An 18631-nucleotide genomic window follows, 5' to 3' on the forward strand; every position below is an offset into this window, starting at 1 on the left:
CATTAAACCTCAGGGAGTTCGTTATGATAGGAAATTTTAAGCGTTTATTTTTATCGAGTATTTTATTATTGTCAGCTTCATTCACTGCCTCCTCAGCTGAAACACTGATTCTCGATAATCAACATAGTTATGTACTTTGGCAGGTGAGCCATTTAGGATTTTCAACGCAATCGGGTAAATGGTATGTCAATGGCACTCTTGTTTTAGATAAGGATAAACCAGAGAACAGCAAAGTAGATGTCACTATAAAAATTGCCGATATAATTACCGGGATACCAGAATTAGACAAGCATTTAAAAGCCAAACTTTTTTTTGATGTCGAACATTTCCCCACAGCTACTTTTGTGAGCAATAAAGTTGAGGTTCTTTCCAAAAATTCTGCAAAAGTCTATGGAACACTGACTCTGCACGGGATTTCCAAACCAGTTACCTTGGATGTTACCTTAAATAATGTCGGACAAAATCCCGTTACTGAGCGGATGACAGCAGGCTTTAGCGCTACCACCACTATCAAACGTTCTGATTTTGGTATTAATGCTTTTCTTCCTAAAGTGGGTGATGACATTAAAATCACTATCGAAGCAGAAGCCTATAAAGCTGATGATACATCGAAAACAAAGGAAGACAGTCAAGGAACCAATAATGCGTCTAAAAAACAATGAAAATGCTTACGGCTTTGTAAGTATTTTCTTTCATTGGCTGCTAGCAGTTTTAATGATTGGGCTTTTAATTTTGGGGCTTTACATGGTAAAGCTCCCAATAAGTCTAGAGAAACTCAAACTTTATGGTTTACATAAAGAATATGGTTTTCTCGTATTAGGTCTTGCGATTTTAAGAGTGTCATGGCGGTGGATTAATATTACCCCCAAATTGCCATTACCCGCTTGGGAAAAATTTGCTGCTCGCGCAGTTCATTGGATTTTTTATGGTTTTATGTTTGCTCTGCCAATTACAGGATGGCTCATTACCTCTGCAGCGGGTCTCCCCGCCTCTTTTTTTGGGCTCATCACTTTGCCTGATTTAATTGCTCCTAATGAAGATTTACGACCTATTTTCGAAGAAATTCATGAGTGGCTAGCGTATGGCTTAATTGCCTTTATAGCATTACATGTTGCTGCGGCTTTAAAACATCATTTTATCAACAAAGATGATATTTTACGGAGAATGATCTAATGAAAATAAATACTTTTAAAACATTAGTAGGGTTATTTTTTACTCTGTCCTCAGCCTTAGCCAATGCGGCTATCAGTGAATGGGAAATTATCCCCAATGAGAGTAAGCTAAGTTTTACCGCCACACAAAATAATGCCCCTGCAAAAGGTGAGTTTAAAAAATTTTCTGGCAAAATTTTGGTGGATCCAGAAAACTATAAAGCCAGTAGCATTGAAATCATTGTGGATATGACTTCTCTTTCCGCATCCTATTCTGACTTAAAAGATACACTCATTACCTCTGACTGGTTTAATATCAAACTTTTCCCCACAGCTGAATTTAAATCGTCTGATTTTAATAAGACAGGGGAAAAAACCTATGAAGCCAATGGAACACTCACTATTCGTGATAAATCTGCACCGGTAAAATTGCTGTTCACCGCCAATGAAACATCTCCCGGTATGGCTTTAGTCGAGGGAGAAACCACGTTAAAGCGCAATACCTTTGGTGTTGGTCAGGGTGAATGGTCAAGTACTAATGAGATCAAAGATGAGGTTAAAGTTAATTTTAAGATAGTTGCTAAAAAGAAATCCTAATTTCACTACTTCCAAAAAGGCAGTTTATTACACTGCCTTTTAAGGGTTAATTGCTATGCCAGTTAATTTTCTTGATATTATTTTGGCTTTCTTTGAGGGATTTGCCCTTATCATTTCTCCCTGCATTCTTCCCATTTTACCCATTGTATTGGCAGGCTCTTTAAGTGGAAGTAGAAAACGTCCTTTTGGTATTATTACCGGATTTGTAATTAGTTTTAGTCTTGTTGCCTTTTTCTCCCGACAGTTGGTTCAATATTCCGGGATCGATCTTGATTTAATTCGTCATATTTCTTATGGCATTCTTCTGCTGCTCGGGATTATCATGATGTCATCTTTTTTAAGTGAAAAATTTACTAACCTATTACAGCGCATGGTCGGTGTAACTGGTTTGATAAATAACAATCCTCAAGGCGGCTTTGTCAGTGGTATTTTTATAGGGAGTTTAATTGCAATTATTTGGACACCTTGTGCCGGGCCTATTTTAGCCGCTGTAATTGTACAAACTGTATTGCAGAAAACGACTATAGTCAGCTTTTTCATTCTAGTGAGCTTTGCTTTGGGTGCTGCTATACCCATGTTAATTATTTCGTTGTATGGCATAAAAATTATAGAAACATTTCGTTTCTTTAAAACCAAAGCAACTTTCTTTCGAAAAATATTAGGCTTGATCATTATTGCTGCAGTGGCTTATATGATTTATCAGGAGACAACACAATCTACTTCCACAGCGCAAACCACGATTAAAACCGCTACTATGTTGCAAAATGGATTGTGGTTACCCTATAAAGCCCCGCCGATTGAAGGAATCGAAGCGTGGATAAATTCCCCACCGTTAAAACTGTCTGATTTACAAGGTAAGGTAGTTCTTATCGATTTTTGGACCTACTCCTGCATTAATTGCATTCGAACAATCCCCTACTTAAAAGCTTGGTATAACAAATATCAAAATCAAGGCTTGGTAATTATTGGAATCCATTCTCCCGAATTTGATTTTGAAAAGAATTTGGCAAATGTACAAAATGCAGTCAAACGTTATGGAATTCACTACCCCGTAGCGCTGGATAATCAATTTGCAACTTGGCGTAATTATAACAATCACTATTGGCCCGCCCATTATTTGATCAATAAAAACGGTAAAGTGGTTTATCAGTATTTTGGTGAGGGAGATTATGATGTCACTGAAAATAATATTCGTTATTTGCTTAATCTTGACTCCTTTGACATGCCTACCCTGCTTAAAGAAGAACGTTATGTTTTTGGGCAAACGCCTGAAACTTATCTAGGTTATGCAAGAGCAGATAAAAGTCTAAGTCCCGATATAGTACGTGATGCGTCGAATCACTATCATTTTCCCCAAGACTTGCTTCGCAATGCCTGGGCTTTAGATGGATTCTGGCAAGTAACTGCCGATAAAATTACTTCTACCCAAGCCAATGCTGCATTGAAAATCCATTATAATGCCCGCAAAGTTTTCATAGTAATGGGTAATGCAACACCTGCGCCTATTAAAGTTAAGGTGTTTTTGAATAACAAACCAATTTTTAGCCAACAAGGTAAAGACGTAACCGATAGTACGATTACTGTTACCAGGCATTCAATTTATGAAGTAATATCTCTGGAACAATTTGCCCAGGGCATATTGGAAATAAGAGCAGAGACTCCGGGACTACAGGTATATACATTTACCTTTGGTAGCTAGTTCTTAAGATTTCGTCATCCTCGCAAGAGCAAGAATGACGAATATTACTTACCACTTACGTACAATTAGATTATTCTGTACGGTTTTGACGCCGTGGACTTTTGACGCAACTTCACCAGCAGTGTCACTTTGACGGATGGTTTTTACATAACCACTTAGGATAACATTGCCTTGGTGCGTTTCCACATGGATGGGAACGTTGATTAAATTTTGATTATTCATCATCGCTTGACTAACAGAAGTAGTGATGGTGTCATCAGAAAGGCGCGGGGAAAAAACATTTCCACCAGTTAGCACTTGGCAACCTGTCATTGCAAAAAAACCTAAACTAATCAATACCATACGGCCATATCTTCTCATTATTTCTCCTCATTCAACCAATCACCCATCATCCATGGGTGACCTATTCGCGCACAACTTAACAGCAAAATGATTAACTTGCAAATTTATTTGCCAATCATGAATTGCTGGGAAAATCCCAATTATAATTTTTGCTCAAGGAGCATTTTTAAGTGTTCAATTTCCTGTAAGAGCTCCAATGCCAAGCCTGCCCCAGCCAAATTAACACCTAAATCTCGATTTAGTCTTAAAACCGTACCAATGCTGCGAATTGCTTCACTGTCAAACACAAACTCTTCTTGCTCACTTTTTTGAGGCGTTACGATTCCTTCATCAATAATTTCCAGGATTGTTTCTTTGGAGACACCAAACGAATATGTAACCTCCCGTAACGACAAATAAAACCAATCTTCGCCTTCTACAGTGCCTGATCCTTTGCTTTTAGTCATTCATTAACTCCTAAATGTTCCCTGGGGTTAAAGGAAATAGTGTCGGCAAGTTGCTGAAATAGCTTATTCGCTTGCTCATTTTCAACCTGAGGAATCACAATCTGTAAGATAACATATTGATCACCCGGTGGATTCCCCGGTAATCCTCGTCCTTTAAGGCGCATTTTTTTACCTGATTGAGACAGTTTGGGAATTTTTAAATTGACAGTGCCACCAAGCGTTGGCACCTTAACCGTCGCACCTAAAACAGCCTCCCAAGGTGAAATGGGTAGATTGAGATGAATATCCTTTTTATGCAAGTGAAACCATGGGTGATGACTGAAATCAATCTCAATATAAAGATCTCCGGCTTGACTTCCAGTCCCTTTTCCACCTTGCCCTTTTAAACGAATTTGTTGCTTGTTGCCTATTCCTTTAGGAATTTTTACCTTAACAGCTCGTGTTTCATAACTAATACGCCCCTGTTGATCAACAATAGGCGTTTGTAGTTGCAAGGTTTTTTCAGCACCATAAAAACTTTCTTCAAGCGTAATATTAAGTTTCGCATGAATATCCTGACCTTGATCATAAAAAGAGGCTTGCTCTTGACGAAATCGGTCTTTAAAAATGCTGTTGAGAAAATCTTCAAATCCCGACATCTCGGCTTCATCAAAATGATGAGAGTAATGCTGTTGTCCTCCACCCTGTGCATTTTGTCGCTGCTCTTGTTCTTTCCAGTATTGACCATAGCGATCATATTTGGCTTTTTTTTCGGGGTCTTTTAATACTTCGTAAGCCTCTCCCAATTCTTTAAATTTTGCTTCTGCGTTGGCTTCCTTGCTTACATCAGGGTGATATTTACGCGCAAGTTTGCGATAAGCTCGTTTAATATCCTCGGGAGTTGCATTCCTCTCAAGTCCCATAATTTGATAATAGTCTTTGTATTCCATAACTTAATTAATAAAAGATTCTTTTCTCTTTGTAACGGTTGACAAGAAGCTTGTCAATTTTAACTTATACTTTTTCTTGTACATTGATAAAATCTTGTAAGATTTTACATAGCATTTTAAGACTCTCTTAAGATTTATAAGTTATTTTAAAAGCCAAATAGTATAGTAATAGTTGTAATTGTATGCTGGAAATCAATTTTTGGATGCCGACAACCCGTCTTTTTGGCAAAAGAATTAAAAGCGCAATCGGTTCTTTTTTTTGCTCAATTTACCCAAGATAACTCCGGCCATGTGGATTTTAGAATTATCACGCCTGAAGGAACTCGAAGTTTCTCCCAGCTGGAAGAGAGTGCTTATCAACTACTCTGTGAAAAAAGTATGACTATCATTCGCGAACCTGCAACAGAAGAAAACTTAGTTGGTGTCTCTAATTTAGGTAGTTTAAAAGGGTGGAGAGCAAAACCGGTCAGAGCCAATATCGTAACACACAGCTTTTGGCCCAAAGAGAGACCCCAAAAAACTCACGTTACTCAAGACTTGTTAAGCCTGGCGCATCTAGCTCGGAAACACAAACGTGTTCCTAGCGAAATTGTAACTTATAATGAAGACAGAGAACGGGAAGCTCAGGAAAAAGATATTTTTGAAGTTAAACATCATGTCGCTCTGGACATCTCAGGTGTAGAAAAAAGAAAACTAAACTCTGAATATCAGAAAAAGAAAGTAGAAAATCAAGAACTCGCCACCGAAATTAGTGAGCTTGAAACTGCTTTGGAGCAAAAACAAGAGTTTCAAGAACAGATCAAAAATTTAACTTCTCATCAAGACCTGCTTTTACATCAACAAGCGCACTTAGAAATGCAATTTCTTACCAATAAAAAAGAGTGGGCAAAAGAACAATCTCAACTCCAAAAACAGCATGCGTCATTGACAAAACAAGCAAATTTTTTTCAGCGGAAATTAAAATATCTGGATAAAATTGAAAAGGATAGCAATACTTTGGCTGAATGCAATAAATCTCGACAGCAGCTGGATATCACTCTTCATGAACAGAATCTGATCGAGCAACGAATAGATGCCATCGAACGATTAATCAGTCAAGCTACAGTTAAATACCAAACTGGTCAGGAAACTATCCAATCTCAACTTCAACCAATTACTGAAAACCTCTATAAAGCACAACGTCGATTAGAGAAATTAGAGCCCATAATAAAAGGACAGTCGATGGGTAGAGTCAGTGGACTAAAAATTCTTCACAAGATGCGAGTGGACTATTTGCAAAGAGAAGAACACTATCGACAAAGCATTCACTATACGAAAGGAAAATCAGCTGAAGAACCAATTTATCTCCCTACTCGGGAAGCGGGTCTACCTTTTTATGTGGATGAAGAGTTGGTACTTTTAGCCTTAGAAGGAGAAAGAGAAAAAAATTATAACTTTATTAATTATAATTGTGCCGCCAGCGCAAAATACTGTCTCCTAGCAGGCATTAATCCTATAAAAAAGAATTGGTAGCTGCAAGCTTCACAGAAAAAGATTTTCAAGTGAATAAACCAGAAACTTGTAAATCTATGTGTACGTGGGTAAAAAAATTAGAACAGACAATTATCAACATCAATTCTTAGACTCTAGCTTCAAATAACGTTTTAGAAACTCTCAAAATATAGAATCCTTAAAGTGTATCTTAGATTAGAAGCGATCTTTTTTGTTTTTTTCTTTTTTTAGGGTAGTTTTTTGTAAAATTTCTGTTACTGATTCAGAAAGCAAGGGCTTGCTTAAATAGAACCCTTGTACTTCATCGCACTTCTGATCTTTTAAGAAATTGATTTGGTTTGGATTTTCCACCCCCTCTGCCAAGACTGTGAAATTTAAACTGCGCGCCATAGCAATGATAGATTCAATAATCACCTCATCGCTACGCGATCTGCAGATATTTTTGACAAAAGATTGATCAATTTTCAAACGATCAATATGAAGCTGTTTGAGATAATTTAAACTTGAACTGCCAGTACCAAAATCATCTAAAACAATTTTAACACCTATTTTTTTTAGCTTCTGAATCATTCTTTGAACCTCAAGATTTGTAATAATCACATTCTCAGTGATTTCTATCTCAAATAACTCTGGTTCAATGTCATGCTCTTTTAAAATACTTTTAACAGTGTCTGCAAAATTGACTTGCTTTAATTGTTGTGTCGCGACATTAACAGCCACTCTTACTGCCGACAGTCCTTGTTCTCGCCATTCAGTTATTTGCTTGCACACTGTTCGAATAACCCATTCTCCTAAAGGAACAATTAATCCTGAGCTTTCAGCCGTAGGTATAAACTCCAAGGGTAAAACAACACCTTTTTGTGGATGTTGCCAGCGAATTAGAGCCTCAAGACCCAATAATTTGCGATTTTTTACATCGTATTGAGGTTGGTAGACCAGGAAAAATTCTTTATTTTGAATGGCTCGACGTAACTCTGCTTCCCGTTCTAATTGTTGATTCGTAAGTTGATTCAATTGTGGGGTATAAAATCTAAATTGATTTCCTCCCTGCTCTTTTGCCTGATACATGGCCAAATCTGCGTTTTTTAAAAGACTGTTTATATCAGTACCATCCGTAGGATACAGACTAATACCAATACTTGTTGTTAACGTAAATTCATGACCTGCAATATGCAGTGGTAAATTAAATGAGGTTAAGATTTTTTGCACAACGTTGACGACGTCCTCTCCTTTTTTTAATTCAGGAACCACAATGACAAATTCATCTCCCCCCAACCGTGCCAAGGTATCCTCAGCTCTTAGTAAAGTGAATAATCGCTTACTCACCTCACATATCACTTCATCCCCAAACTCATGACCCAGGCTATCATTGATTAATTTAAATCGGTCCAAATCAAAAAATAGAATAGCAAAACAAGTTCCCTCTCGTGAGGCGACTGCAATAGATTGTTTGATGCGATCATTTAAAAGGACGCGATTGGGCAAATCCGTTAGTGAATCATGCGTAGCCTGGTGTTCTAATTCTTCTTCTAAAAAGGCACGCTCAGTGATATCGCGAAAACTCCACACACGTCCCACAGTCACTTTACTAATGCGGAGGGGTTGGGAATAACATTCGACAATTTTTTCTTCTTTAAATTTAACAACTTGTAACGATGTATCGTCGATGTGTTGATGTAAACGGTTAATTTGTACGGAAAGCTCCTCTGGTTTCCTTAATTTATTAATCATGTATTCGAATAATAAATTTTCATTTTTTTGCTTAATAAGTGTTTTGGGAATTCCCCATATTTTTATAAATTGCTTATTGCAATCAATTAGGTTTCCTTTTAAATCAACCACTAAAATACCATCGGTTGATGACTCAATTGTTGCCCGTAATAATGAGAGGGATTGTTGCAACGACTCTGTACGTTCATCAACAATTTTTTGCAAGGATTCAGTGTATTTTTTTGCCTCTTTTGCCAATAGCCATTTTCGGGTTAATGCACAAGCTAATTGTCGAACTGCCACTTTATCAAAGGGTTTTTTTAATACTAACAAATTATCACTGACACCTAATTTTTGTACTGTTTCTTCCCAGGAGTAGTCTGAGTATGCAGTACAGATAACCACTTGAATATCACTATCAATTTTCCACATCCGTTTAATAGTCTCAAGACCATCCCATCCAGGTGGCATACGAATATCCACAAAGGCAAGTGCATAGGGTTTGCCTGCTTCACAAGCCTTCTTTATCTTTTCAACACCCTCACGGCCTTGTTCAGCGGTATCAATTTTAAATTCTGGCAGCAAACTCTCTTCACTTTCTAAACGGCTATCTTCTCCGAATAATTCTTTATCCAGGTTATCAAAAGCTTTCGATTGCTGATGAGTTGTTGTTAGAACCTTAATAAAGTCCTCGTGGATGGCTGGATTATCATCAATCACCATAATACGAAGCTCTATATCACTCATTGAAAACTCCTTTCTGTTTTGCGTTTTCGCTAGGGAGCGTCAACGTAAAAACAGCACCTTGTCCTATTCCCTGGCTTTCAGCTTTCAATGAACCGCCCATATCTTGGGCTGATAGCGCACAACTGTGTAAACCAAACCCATGTCCATTAGGCTTTGTAGTAAACCCAAATGAAAAAATGCGTTGTAAATTTTCTGGTAAAATCCCTTCGCCATTATCAGTAATCATGATTTGTAATTTTTTATTAGCGGTTTTCACAACAAAATCGATTTGCTTCTTTTTATCGAGTGAATTTTTTGAAATAGCATCTTTTGCATTTTGAATTAAATTAATAAGAATCTGCAGTAATTTTGACTTATCCGCAAATACAAATGCTGAATCGACATATTGTTTACGCAAGGTAATTGCTTTATCTTTATGAGGATTCGATGACATTTGTAAAGCTGTTTCAATCAACTCTGGGATATAAATTTTCTCGGCAATACTGGATACGCCACTAAAGGCTTTTTGCATAGCTACAATGTCTTTTAAATGCTGTATATCCTCATCTAAATTATCAAGTTCTTTTCTGTTTTTCTCATTGGATTTATCAAGAATTTCCCCCAAAGCAATAAGATATTCGGGAATTAATTTGCCTTTTTCGTCTCGAGTTAAATAGTTTCCTATATCCTTTTTATGGTCTTGCAACATGGAAATTATTTTAAATAACTTCTGATAATAGGGTTGGGAAAAACTTTCTTTAATTAAATTTACAGAGACATTGGAACTATTCAGAACATTGCCAATATTATGAAGAATAGAAGTAGCTATTTCTGCCATCCCTGCTCGACGAGCAGTCATTAATAACTTTTGACTCAATTCCTTAATTTCTGCCTCATTTTTTTTGTCTCTATCGATGTCAATAAGAATTCCTGAAAGTTCATTGTCATGCCCCTGACAATCAGCAATTGTTCTATACCATTGATATTGATCCTGTTGATTCTTCAGGCGAAGTTCAAAGGTATAATCGATTCGTTTAGTGAGTGCTTTGTGCACTAACTTTTTTAACTCATCGCGATCTCCTGGATGAACTAATATTAAGAATTCTTTAAACGTTTGAACTGCATTAGGATTTAAATCCAGTAAATGATAGAGCTCTTTTGACCAACTAATGTGGTCAGTATCTGAATCATAGTGCCAATAACATAGACGAGCGATGTGTTGAGCTCGCTCAAGTTTGTCATTGAGCAACATCATCTCGTGTGATGAAAGATTCATAGAGCGCTCAAGTAAATAACGCTCCTGATCAGTTTCCTGGTAGGTCTTGTTGATACGTGAAATAAATTCTTGCCACTGTGCTTCATTCTTCGGTAAGCCATCCACTTCAATTTGAGCGCGATTCAGCTGTCGTAATAATAATTTATGGAGTTCCATGGCGTCGTTTTCTTATCCTTTATGATTCATAAATGGTAGTTAACGTCATTGTTTGATTATGTAATTTACAATCGCCAACGCCAGCAGGAGATAATTCTCCATAAGAATAGAAACCTACCTGCGTTGACTGTTTAGGAAGTGCTTCTAATGTAGATTCTGTTTCCTCTTCGGTTCTCTCACCTAAAAGTAAACGTCTTCCTACGCAACTAATACTCACAACAAGAACTTGTCCTTCAGACTCTGACATTCTCTCACTTGCCAACTCACCTGCCTCATTCGCACTGGTTATTAGCCTGTCAAAATTTGCATGCATTAATTGCGCATAATGACCAGTTGGCATATCACCTGCAAAAATAAGTGCTTGCTTATCTTCATCTACGCCCAAAATGGTACGCACTAGCCGAATAGATTCTGCAGAAGTAGTATCCTGAATAGCCAAGGGATAAAGCAATCCCGATGCGGGTAACTCTGCAGCTCTGTCTCCCAAATATTCCTTATAGAGGCTCAATGCTGGTCTATTGTCTAATTCATAAAGAATATTTCTTTCAGAACGTGTTATCCTTCTTGCAGGTCCAAAAATATCCCATCCTCCTTTTGAAGCATGCCCTACATGAATGTGCTCACCATACAACCCTATAGCCACAATATAATTGTGAAGAATTTCTCCATTAAAAATGGTCCACGTTTTTTTAAAATGACTGCTGTCAGCCGCTAAACCGCCAGTAATTAGAGGTCTAACACCATTGATTGGTATATTAAGGCCATTGACCAATTCAGAACCATTGACATTCAATCCCTCTGATAATACAAAAATACTTTTTAAATCAGGCGATTGTAATTGGCGGCTAATTGATTCACCCGCAGCGAAGGACTCTTCGATTGTATTTACCTGCGCTTTCGCAGTTTTGATAGTTGTCTTGTCGAATTTAATTACAGCAACAGAAAGACTTCTATCGTAAATATGAGGGCCAAAAATTTCTCCCGCACTTGAACACCCAATAATTTTCGATTTTGTATAATATTCACTCAATTGGCGAATTGGTTCCTGTAAATGCAAAAACTCTGGTGCGGCAAAAACAAGAATCATTGTTTGTTCTGAATCCATCTCTGGAAAGGAATCTAAGGTCCAACCTTTCTCTTCCAGGTATTGAAATGCCTTGAGTTCCATTGAGCTATCCTCTTGCTTTTCTCTTTTAAATATAGCTTTTAAATTTTATTTTTGTTGTAGATAGAGTTTTTGGTTGGAAAAAAGCGAGCATTTGTTAACGTGAATTTAATTTAACTTAACATCTTTATTACAATTCAAACATCTCCTCTTAACAAGTCCTTAAGCTTTATCAGTTATTCTACTACTCATAGTGAGAATTTTTTAATCAGCTCCAGGATGGTTTACTAGGTTAGGAATTATTTGATTAGAATTCCTTTGAGAGAGAATGTTATGACTATTCATGTATTTGTTGGTGTTGGCCCCGCGAATCTTCATCGTGCTATTAAAATTAGAAAACTTGACCCCAAAGCAGAATTGATTTTTATCGATAAGCGTCTACAACCTGGATCGGAAGAACAAATCGATAGAAAACACGCTCGCGCCAATATTTTCCGTTTTGAAAATAAATATGTCACCGACAAATTAATCGATGATAACGTTAATTTAAAGGGCTTAATTCACCAACGAAAATTCGATGTTGCAAAGGCATTCCAATTTGGGGATGATAACGTTTTTTCCTCAGAAGATTTTACCCAAATCCAAATACGAGACTTACAACTTGCATTTTTTAAGACTTTATTTGCTGCGGAGAAAACACCAATCCTGATTAATACCAATATAGAAAGCTCTACCCACAAAAAAATAGCACAAGATGTTACAGAAATAGTAGAAAAAGTACTTCGCAAAAAACTCTCTCCCGATGAAGAGGTAAAGATTCATATAGCAAGCGGTGCTTTGATGGATAACCCCGAAAAACATGAGATTGTTTATCCAGAAAAAACCACTCATTACATGCCTGAAGCAACAGATGACGTTAAAAGTATGACCGTCACTCCCCTTCATGGCACCACCACCTATTTTATCAAAGACCCAGCAACCGGTGAGAACAAAGTAACCTGCGATGAGCTACGTGATAATCAATGCTCCCTGGATACGACTCCTTGGCAAGAGCCATTGAAAAAATTTGGCTGGAATCTCGTTCGCCCACCCCGTATTCGCGTATTTTACGCCAATGATATCCTATACATTGGCTCAGAAATACCAGTGTCTATGAGCGAAACGGCGATGCCTGATAAAAAAGCTTTTGAACAAGCTGTAGCTGATTACAACAGGACAATAGCCACTTTAGTTTTTCCTAAAATTGCGAGTACTATTAAAAATTTGCCAGTTAATGAACATTTGCGTACACGCTTTGCTACTCCCCGAGGAGAGCGAGGTGATGTCATTCACACCATTCCTACGACTGAGGATACCCCGGGAATCACTATCTTTCATCATGGTGATGCTCGCTACCTCCCTCATTATCAAACTGGTAGTGGCTTTGTGACAGCCTTTTTGCAAAACGAACTCTATGCAGAAATTTATGGGTGCCAAACCTTCACAGAACTAGCGGATTTTATCACTAGACATACTGGTGAAGGTGTCGATGAGACAACAATAAAAAGCAAGTATCTTCAATTAGTAGACCCGCAAAATAATAAACTATCTCCTGAAGCACGTGAAAAGGCTGCTTTTGAAGCATGTCAGAAAGAGCTATTCATGGCATTTTCCCGAGATATTATCGAAGAAAACAAAGCCAAAGTAGGTCGCTATTTAAATGCACTTCATCGTCAGGAACTTAAAGCATTTGCCGAAGATGAAATGGTGTTTGACCGAATACTGCAAGCATACTCCAATCACACAGGTATTCAGTTTGGCGAGGAGGATTTTAATACATCAACCCAACGGATGCTTGCGGTTATTGAGCTCTTAAAGACTAACAATATTGGCTTCTTACGAGAAATATTGCCGCAATTACTTAACAAAGATTTTACTCGGGTAGACAATAAACAACTATTATACATTCGCGACATGCATGTCATTGACTATGAAAATAATTTACCTAGAGATGAGAGTAACACGCTTTCAGATGAAATAACTACAGAGCAACGACAAGTCAGAGCCATTATTAGTCGAACAACAACAGACAAATTAATACAAGATTTGTTCCAAAAACAGACTTTTCCTATGGATGTATCAGTAGAACCCAAAGATCTTGGCAGTATAAATAAAGACCCCCTCCATCATTTGTTGGATACAATTGTCAACACCAATGATAGCCTTGGTGTGGCAGGGAATCTGAAACACTTTATTAGTCTAGATGATAAACAATTAGTCACCGCAATTACCAGAGTCGCGGATGAGTTTAACAAGAGACCTGATTTGCATCGCCGCGCTGCCGTTCCCGTGTTTTTTACAGGTAAGCATAGTGCGACAATCCATGAGTTTGTTCGTCAACTTAGAGAAATTGCTACTGAGAATAGCCAGAATCCAGATTTAATGCGTATTAAAACAGTTGATTCTGTGCTCGAATTCCAAAAGAAATTGCAAGATGGTCACTCTCGCAGAACACTTGCGGCTTTAAAAGAAATTTCTAATGAGGTTTTTACTCTGGCAAACTCTCAGCATTTTGAAATGTCTCCCTCTCAGTAAAAGTGATGGGGAAATACTGTCCCCTTACTACTCTAATCTGCAATTAGCTTTTGATCTAATTCCGACCCAATTAGCTATTAGTTGGGTAATTAGATTTTTTTTTGCTTGATTTCTTAGACCATTTGTGATTATTAATAATCTATAAGGAAATATAATGCACAGAAGGAGCTGCCAATGTCCCACATCGATCAAAAAATTGATTCTGAAAAGAAGAAGACAGAAGTAGAGCTGGAAACCTTATCTACTCCTCAAGATGAGCTCGCGAAAATTGCGCTTACTCAACAACAACTGGGACAAATCAAGCAAAGTCTGGGAACAATTATCGATACAATGCAACAAAATGATAGTTTAATTTCCCGCGCCGCAAATTTTTGGGGCAACCTCCCACTCTGGCAAAAAATTGTAGGCGGAATTGTCCTGACAGTCCCCACCTTAGCTGCTGGTGTAGCGGCACATATCGGCATTTTATTAGCCATTAGTGGAGTAACCGTGGTTGCCTATACAGCAAGTGGCATTGTCCTGGATGATCATCACAGTTGTAATAAAAATATTGCAGATAGATTAAAAGAGGGTATTTTTTGTTTGGCAGACGTCCTCGAAATAACTATCGCAGCTCTCGACAAAATTCGGGAAAATTTAGCGAAAGAAATCGATCGCTTTCGCTCAGAAAATGACAGACTCACCAAATCGATTGATACCTTTAATGCACAAATGGACTGTCTCACTAATCAAGTTGAAGTATTAACTGCTACAGCCGAGTTGTTAAAGAAACAGAAAGAGGACTTGGAACAAACTACAGAAACATTGCAGAAAACAGTCCAGGATAACGACAATTTACTGCGTGCCAATCATGACGAATTAACTCAATTAAAAAAAGACTATGAAAAAAATAAAATTCACTTATCCGAAAAAGTGGGAGAGTTAGCGCAAGTGCGCTCATCTTTAGGTCTTGAAGTGCAAAAAGCAAAAAAAATTGCTGCTGCTTTACAAGGGACTGTGCAAACTTTATCTGAAACCGTGATTGCTGATGGAGACCAACGCCTCGTTTTTCAACAACGTTTGGACAAATTTTTAAGCGATGAAAAAATGAGTTTCGCCAGTATAGCGGATAGGATTTGTAAAGCTGAGCGAGAACTGGCTGAAGTAAAAGAGGAATTGAAACATAGCAATGAACGCTATGAGCAATTACTTCAACGTCAGGAGTTACAAGTTGAGCGTCTGGAAAAACTTGACATTAAGGCTGTACCTACTCCTAATGCAGCAAAACAGGTTTCTGTGAGCCAATTAGGATTTTATGCAGCAAAACAATCCATACCAGAAATATCACATACCGTGTCTCCAGCTTGTTAATGAGTTAGGATAAGAAATATGGCGACTCTTTATACCATTGGTCACTCCAATCGCAAGCTTCAGGAATTCCTGGACCTTCTGGTTTTGTATAAAATTGGCCAGCTGATTGATGTACGGACCATTCCAAAGTCGCGTCATGTCCCCTGGTCTAATAAAGAAGCCCTTTCTATTGCTTTAAAAAAATTAAATATCAAGTACCTGCATATGCCCGCATTAGGAGGCATACGCGCGCCTCATGAGGATTCTATTAATCTTGGATGGCACAATTTGAGCTTTCGAGCCTATGCAGATTATATGTAAACAAAGGAATTTTTTTCCGCTTTAAAGTCCTTAAATGATATGCTTCAGACCAGCCGACGTCTCGTAATTATGTGTGCTGAAGCGATTCCCTGGCGTTGTCATCGCTCATTAATTGCAGATGCTGAGAGTATTCGACAAGTTCGCGTTTTTCATATTGTGACTGCTACGAAACTCGAAAAACATCATCTAACCTCTTTTGCTGTGATCAATAAGAATACACGCCCTATGAAAATCTATTATCCTAATGATGTTGCAAAAATCACTCCTTAGAAATGACGGTATTGAGCTTATTCACTTACACTGCCCTTCATAAAATTAATTCATTTTCTTAAGAAATGATCCACAAATATACTTTTTAACTATCTGACAACAAAGGGGGCATTGCCCATCCACTAGAGGTGACCGGAAGCCCATCGAGGTTAAATGACCAACTTACAGGGGACTTAGCCTCAAGCCTAAAGAGGCATAGGACTAGTTTGGTCATATCTAATACTAGGGATTATCCTTACTTTAGTGTATTATTACTGCCTGCTATTCAATAAATTTTAAAAAAATGTTTTATAAAATTTTTGGCTTTTTTGCCTCTTTTTTCATTATCGTCAATGCTCATGCTATTTGTGTGCACAATGAAACCGAATTCCAACTCTATTATGAAATAAACAATCAAAATACACATTGCCCAATCCCTAAAGTTAAGTTTCATAGTGGTGTGTTACAACCTAACCAAAAGACGTGTCATGCACACTCCCAGGCTGAAGGCGATGATTGGAGAATTTATCGCTTTGATTTAATTAAAGTCTACAAAATTAACAGCCAGGGTGAGAAAGAACCTGCTTGCACTAAAACTGTAGATGGCATTCTTAATACATTAAATGTCAGCTACCACCCTTGGTCAAATACTTGGTGGTGTTTGGATAGAAATGACGATACCGATTAATTCGGCGACCATCTCTAAAGATCCTCCCCTTTTAACCGCGTACCTTGCGCGCGGTTAGCTGATAATTTCCCAATTAATATTTATTTAATACTTTTTTAGTACAATAGAGTTCCTAACAACACTAGTTAGCAAATTATCAATTAGAGATACAGCCGATGAGCAATACAGATAATCGACGGGTTCGTGAAGACTATTGGTACACCTCTGCTCAAATTGTAGAAGTTGGACAAGCGTGGGCCCAGGAAAATCCAGACAGAATTTTTTTATATTCTGGAAGAGAAATAGCTAATCGCACCGCTTTAGAGACTCTTAATGTTCCTGAGTGGGATAAACTACCTAAAAAAATCCTATTACCCTTAAATAAAGGAAGGAATCATTGGACAGCCATTGCTGTTACTCTAAATGCAGAGAATGATCAAACAATAAATATTAATATCTCCTTTACAGATTCTCTTAGCTCCGATACAGAGATAAAAAATCTTGACATACGTGTTAAAAATGAAATTGAGAGAATTGAAGCTATCTTTCGCGAAAAATATCGCTCGAAAACGTTAAATATGGTCTCATCAATTTATCAATATGCCTGGCGGCAACCCGATGGTTCTTCTTGTGGTCCTTACTCGCTTGCTAATGGTGTACGTTGTTTAGATGGAAAGGGAAACGAACCCAACCCAGGAAGAGAAAGCATTAGAAAACAGCAACTTAATGTGATGACACAACGGACAACCATTGCTGGGTGTTCGACCAACAACGCAGTAGATGAAATATTATTGGACTGGATTATTCATCAAACTGAAAACGGAAAATCGATAAAAGTAACCATCCCTGAAGATGTTGAAAAGATCTGCAGTTTTTATGCGGAAAAGCATCAAAAAAACATACTTGAAGTTGATAACATTTTTCATAATGAGTACTGCCCAGGGACTGAGAAGCCTTGGTTTCGTCCTCACCTTGTTAACGCCCGAGTCCGAGAATTAATTGGGCAGTTTGGAATTAAACCACTGGACACTGCGTCCCTTTCAGCGTCCACAAAGAGCAAAACAAAAGTTATAAAATATCAAGATGATTATTCAGATATAAGTATAAAAAAACTGATACAAATTCTCGAAACCAATACCCATGTACATGCAGAAGCTTCATTAATTGGAAAAGAAAATATATCGAAAGAAATAGACGGTATACGTTTAATTCTAGCTGCGTGTACAAAAAATGAAATTTTAGCCTTTGAATTGATGGAACAAATTACACTCTCAATGTATAAAGGCAATCATAAAGAAGCCGAAGAAATCGTTAAACATGCTATAACCGATAAATCCTCAGATAAGCTCGAAATATGCCTGAGATTAATATCAAACATCATTGGGGCGCGACAATTTTCCAAAACCAATGATGAAAAATTTATATATCTTGCAAGTACTTATAAAAATTTAGCCGAGACTATGAAAAAAATTCAACAAGTGGAACTTGTTAATGTTTATGGACCCAAAGAAATGCTGCAGGCATACCTTCAATTATTGCAGGGAGCGATAGAGAGAAATAATGCGTCCATAATTCGGCAGATCAGCTTCGCTATTAATGATTTTTGTTCAATGCTTTTTGAGCTTATTACCGTAGGACTTTGGAAGTCTGATATTACCCGCATAGAACGTATAGGCAAAATTTTACAAGATGATCAAGGAAATCTTAGTTCGGACGAGCTTCGAAAAGAACAAACTGCTGTCAAAAGCATTTTATACATGCACTTAAGTTTGGAGGAAGGGTATAAAGAGAATGCCCAACTGCAGAGCATGAAATCTAATTAATAGCATCCCTCTAAAAATAACTGAATTTTCATGCGTCTTA

15 protein-coding genes and 1 pseudogene are annotated in these 18631 nt (G+C 37.6%); 10 read left to right on the plus strand and 6 right to left on the minus strand.

Going from position 1 to position 18631, the window contains the following annotated elements:
• Positions 1-23 precede the first annotated feature (23 nt).
• From LHA_RS11365 to LHA_RS11380, 4 genes are read left to right on the plus strand one after another with little or no spacing between them, the layout of a single operon-like run.
• Positions 24-662, plus strand: a complete 639-nt coding sequence (locus LHA_RS11365) for a YceI family protein (protein WP_065238321.1) — start codon at positions 24-26, stop codon at positions 660-662.
• The gene (locus LHA_RS11370; protein ID WP_045106653.1) at positions 643-1173 is read left to right on the plus strand and encodes a cytochrome b; all 531 of its coding nucleotides are present in this window, start codon (positions 643-645) and stop codon (positions 1171-1173) included. Before LHA_RS11365 ends, LHA_RS11370 begins: the two co-directional genes overlap by 20 nt.
• Positions 1173-1748, plus strand: a complete 576-nt coding sequence (locus LHA_RS11375) for a YceI family protein (RefSeq protein ID WP_045106654.1) — start codon at positions 1173-1175, stop codon at positions 1746-1748. The genes LHA_RS11370 and LHA_RS11375 overlap by 1 nt, the downstream gene beginning before the upstream one ends.
• 55 nt (positions 1749-1803) lie before the next feature.
• Positions 1804-3447, plus strand: coding sequence for a cytochrome c biogenesis protein DipZ (locus LHA_RS11380; RefSeq protein ID WP_045106655.1), 1644 nt, complete (start codon positions 1804-1806; stop codon positions 3445-3447).
• A 48-nt stretch (positions 3448-3495) separates the two neighbouring features.
• On the opposite strand, the gene LHA_RS11385 is transcribed toward LHA_RS11380, so the two are convergent.
• From LHA_RS11385 to LHA_RS11395, 3 genes are all read right to left on the minus strand, one after another.
• Complete coding sequence (locus LHA_RS11385) at positions 3496-3807, minus strand: BON domain-containing protein (protein WP_052673700.1); 312 nt, start codon at positions 3805-3807, stop codon at positions 3496-3498.
• Between the two features lie 122 nt (positions 3808-3929).
• The gene (locus tag LHA_RS11390; protein WP_045106657.1) at positions 3930-4235 is read right to left on the minus strand and encodes a chaperone modulator CbpM; all 306 of its coding nucleotides are present in this window, start codon (positions 4233-4235) and stop codon (positions 3930-3932) included.
• Complete coding sequence (locus LHA_RS11395) at positions 4232-5164, minus strand: DnaJ C-terminal domain-containing protein (RefSeq protein ID WP_045106658.1); 933 nt, start codon at positions 5162-5164, stop codon at positions 4232-4234. The genes LHA_RS11390 and LHA_RS11395 overlap by 4 nt, the downstream gene beginning before the upstream one ends.
• Positions 5165-5386: 222 nt before the next feature.
• Between LHA_RS11395 and LHA_RS11400 the strand changes: the two genes are divergently transcribed.
• Entirely contained in the window at positions 5387-6676 is a 1290-nt protein-coding gene (locus tag LHA_RS11400; RefSeq protein ID WP_045106659.1) for a hypothetical protein, read from the plus strand.
• Positions 6677-6850: 174 nt separating this feature from the next.
• Here LHA_RS11400 and LHA_RS11405 read toward each other — a convergent pair whose 3' ends face one another.
• From LHA_RS11405 to LHA_RS11415, 3 genes are read right to left on the minus strand one after another with little or no spacing between them, the layout of a single operon-like run.
• Positions 6851-9112, minus strand: a complete 2262-nt coding sequence (locus LHA_RS11405) for an EAL domain-containing protein (protein ID WP_045106660.1) — start codon at positions 9110-9112, stop codon at positions 6851-6853.
• Positions 9105-10523: a sensor histidine kinase gene (locus tag LHA_RS11410; RefSeq protein ID WP_045106661.1), complete on the minus strand. Its 1419-nt coding sequence runs from the start codon at positions 10521-10523 to the stop codon at positions 9105-9107. The genes LHA_RS11405 and LHA_RS11410 overlap by 8 nt, the downstream gene beginning before the upstream one ends.
• Positions 10524-10542: 19 nt before the next feature.
• Positions 10543-11691, minus strand: coding sequence for an FIST signal transduction protein (locus LHA_RS11415; protein WP_045106662.1), 1149 nt, complete (start codon positions 11689-11691; stop codon positions 10543-10545).
• Positions 11692-11961: 270 nt separating this feature from the next.
• Between LHA_RS11415 and LHA_RS11420 the strand changes: the two genes are divergently transcribed.
• From LHA_RS11420 to LHA_RS11440, 5 genes and pseudogenes are all read left to right on the plus strand, one after another.
• On the plus strand, positions 11962-14202 hold the full coding sequence (locus tag LHA_RS11420; protein ID WP_045106663.1) for a hypothetical protein: 2241 nt from the start codon (positions 11962-11964) through the stop codon (positions 14200-14202).
• Positions 14203-14376: 174 nt separating this feature from the next.
• The gene (locus tag LHA_RS11425; RefSeq protein ID WP_045106664.1) at positions 14377-15552 is read left to right on the plus strand and encodes a LegC2/C7 family Dot/Icm T4SS effector; all 1176 of its coding nucleotides are present in this window, start codon (positions 14377-14379) and stop codon (positions 15550-15552) included.
• A gap of 18 nt (positions 15553-15570) precedes the next feature.
• Positions 15571-16122, plus strand: a pseudogene (locus LHA_RS11430) (DUF488 domain-containing protein).
• Positions 16123-16405: 283 nt separating this feature from the next.
• Positions 16406-16789 carry a hypothetical protein gene (locus tag LHA_RS11435; protein ID WP_045106665.1) on the plus strand — a complete coding sequence of 128 codons (384 nt, stop codon included), beginning with the start codon at positions 16406-16408 and terminating at the stop codon, positions 16787-16789.
• Between the two features lie 155 nt (positions 16790-16944).
• Positions 16945-18591 carry a Ulp1 family isopeptidase gene (locus LHA_RS11440; RefSeq protein WP_045106666.1) on the plus strand — a complete coding sequence of 549 codons (1647 nt, stop codon included), beginning with the start codon at positions 16945-16947 and terminating at the stop codon, positions 18589-18591.
• The last annotated feature ends 40 nt before the right edge of the window (positions 18592-18631 follow it).

This window comes from Legionella hackeliae (assembly GCF_000953655.1).
Taxonomy (GTDB): domain Bacteria; phylum Pseudomonadota; class Gammaproteobacteria; order Legionellales; family Legionellaceae; genus Tatlockia; species Tatlockia hackeliae.

Bases quoted from the DNA above. Each gene is read 5' to 3' on its own strand.
- LHA_RS11435 (WP_045106665.1), top strand. From the start codon at position 16,406: ATGTTTTATAAAATTTTTGGCTTTTTTGCCTCTTTTTTCATTATCGTC.
- LHA_RS11425 (WP_045106664.1), top strand. From the start codon at position 14,377: ATGTCCCACATCGATCAAAAAATTGATTCTGAAAAGAAGAAGACAGAA.
- LHA_RS11395 (WP_045106658.1), bottom strand. From the start codon at position 5,164: ATGGAATACAAAGACTATTATCAAATTATGGGACTTGAGAGGAATGCA.
- LHA_RS11420 (WP_045106663.1), top strand. From the start codon at position 11,962: ATGACTATTCATGTATTTGTTGGTGTTGGCCCCGCGAATCTTCATCGT.
- LHA_RS11390 (WP_045106657.1), bottom strand. From the start codon at position 4,235: ATGACTAAAAGCAAAGGATCAGGCACTGTAGAAGGCGAAGATTGGTTT.
- LHA_RS11365 (WP_065238321.1), top strand. From the start codon at position 24: ATGATAGGAAATTTTAAGCGTTTATTTTTATCGAGTATTTTATTATTG.
- LHA_RS11440 (WP_045106666.1), top strand. From the start codon at position 16,945: ATGAGCAATACAGATAATCGACGGGTTCGTGAAGACTATTGGTACACC.
- LHA_RS11370 (WP_045106653.1), top strand. From the start codon at position 643: ATGCGTCTAAAAAACAATGAAAATGCTTACGGCTTTGTAAGTATTTTC.
- LHA_RS11385 (WP_052673700.1), bottom strand. From the start codon at position 3,807: ATGAGAAGATATGGCCGTATGGTATTGATTAGTTTAGGTTTTTTTGCA.
- LHA_RS11415 (WP_045106662.1), bottom strand. From the start codon at position 11,691: ATGGAACTCAAGGCATTTCAATACCTGGAAGAGAAAGGTTGGACCTTA.
- LHA_RS11405 (WP_045106660.1), bottom strand. From the start codon at position 9,112: ATGAGTGATATAGAGCTTCGTATTATGGTGATTGATGATAATCCAGCC.
- LHA_RS11375 (WP_045106654.1), top strand. From the start codon at position 1,173: ATGAAAATAAATACTTTTAAAACATTAGTAGGGTTATTTTTTACTCTG.
- LHA_RS11380 (WP_045106655.1), top strand. From the start codon at position 1,804: ATGCCAGTTAATTTTCTTGATATTATTTTGGCTTTCTTTGAGGGATTT.
- LHA_RS11410 (WP_045106661.1), bottom strand. From the start codon at position 10,523: ATGGAACTCCATAAATTATTATTACGACAGCTGAATCGCGCTCAAATT.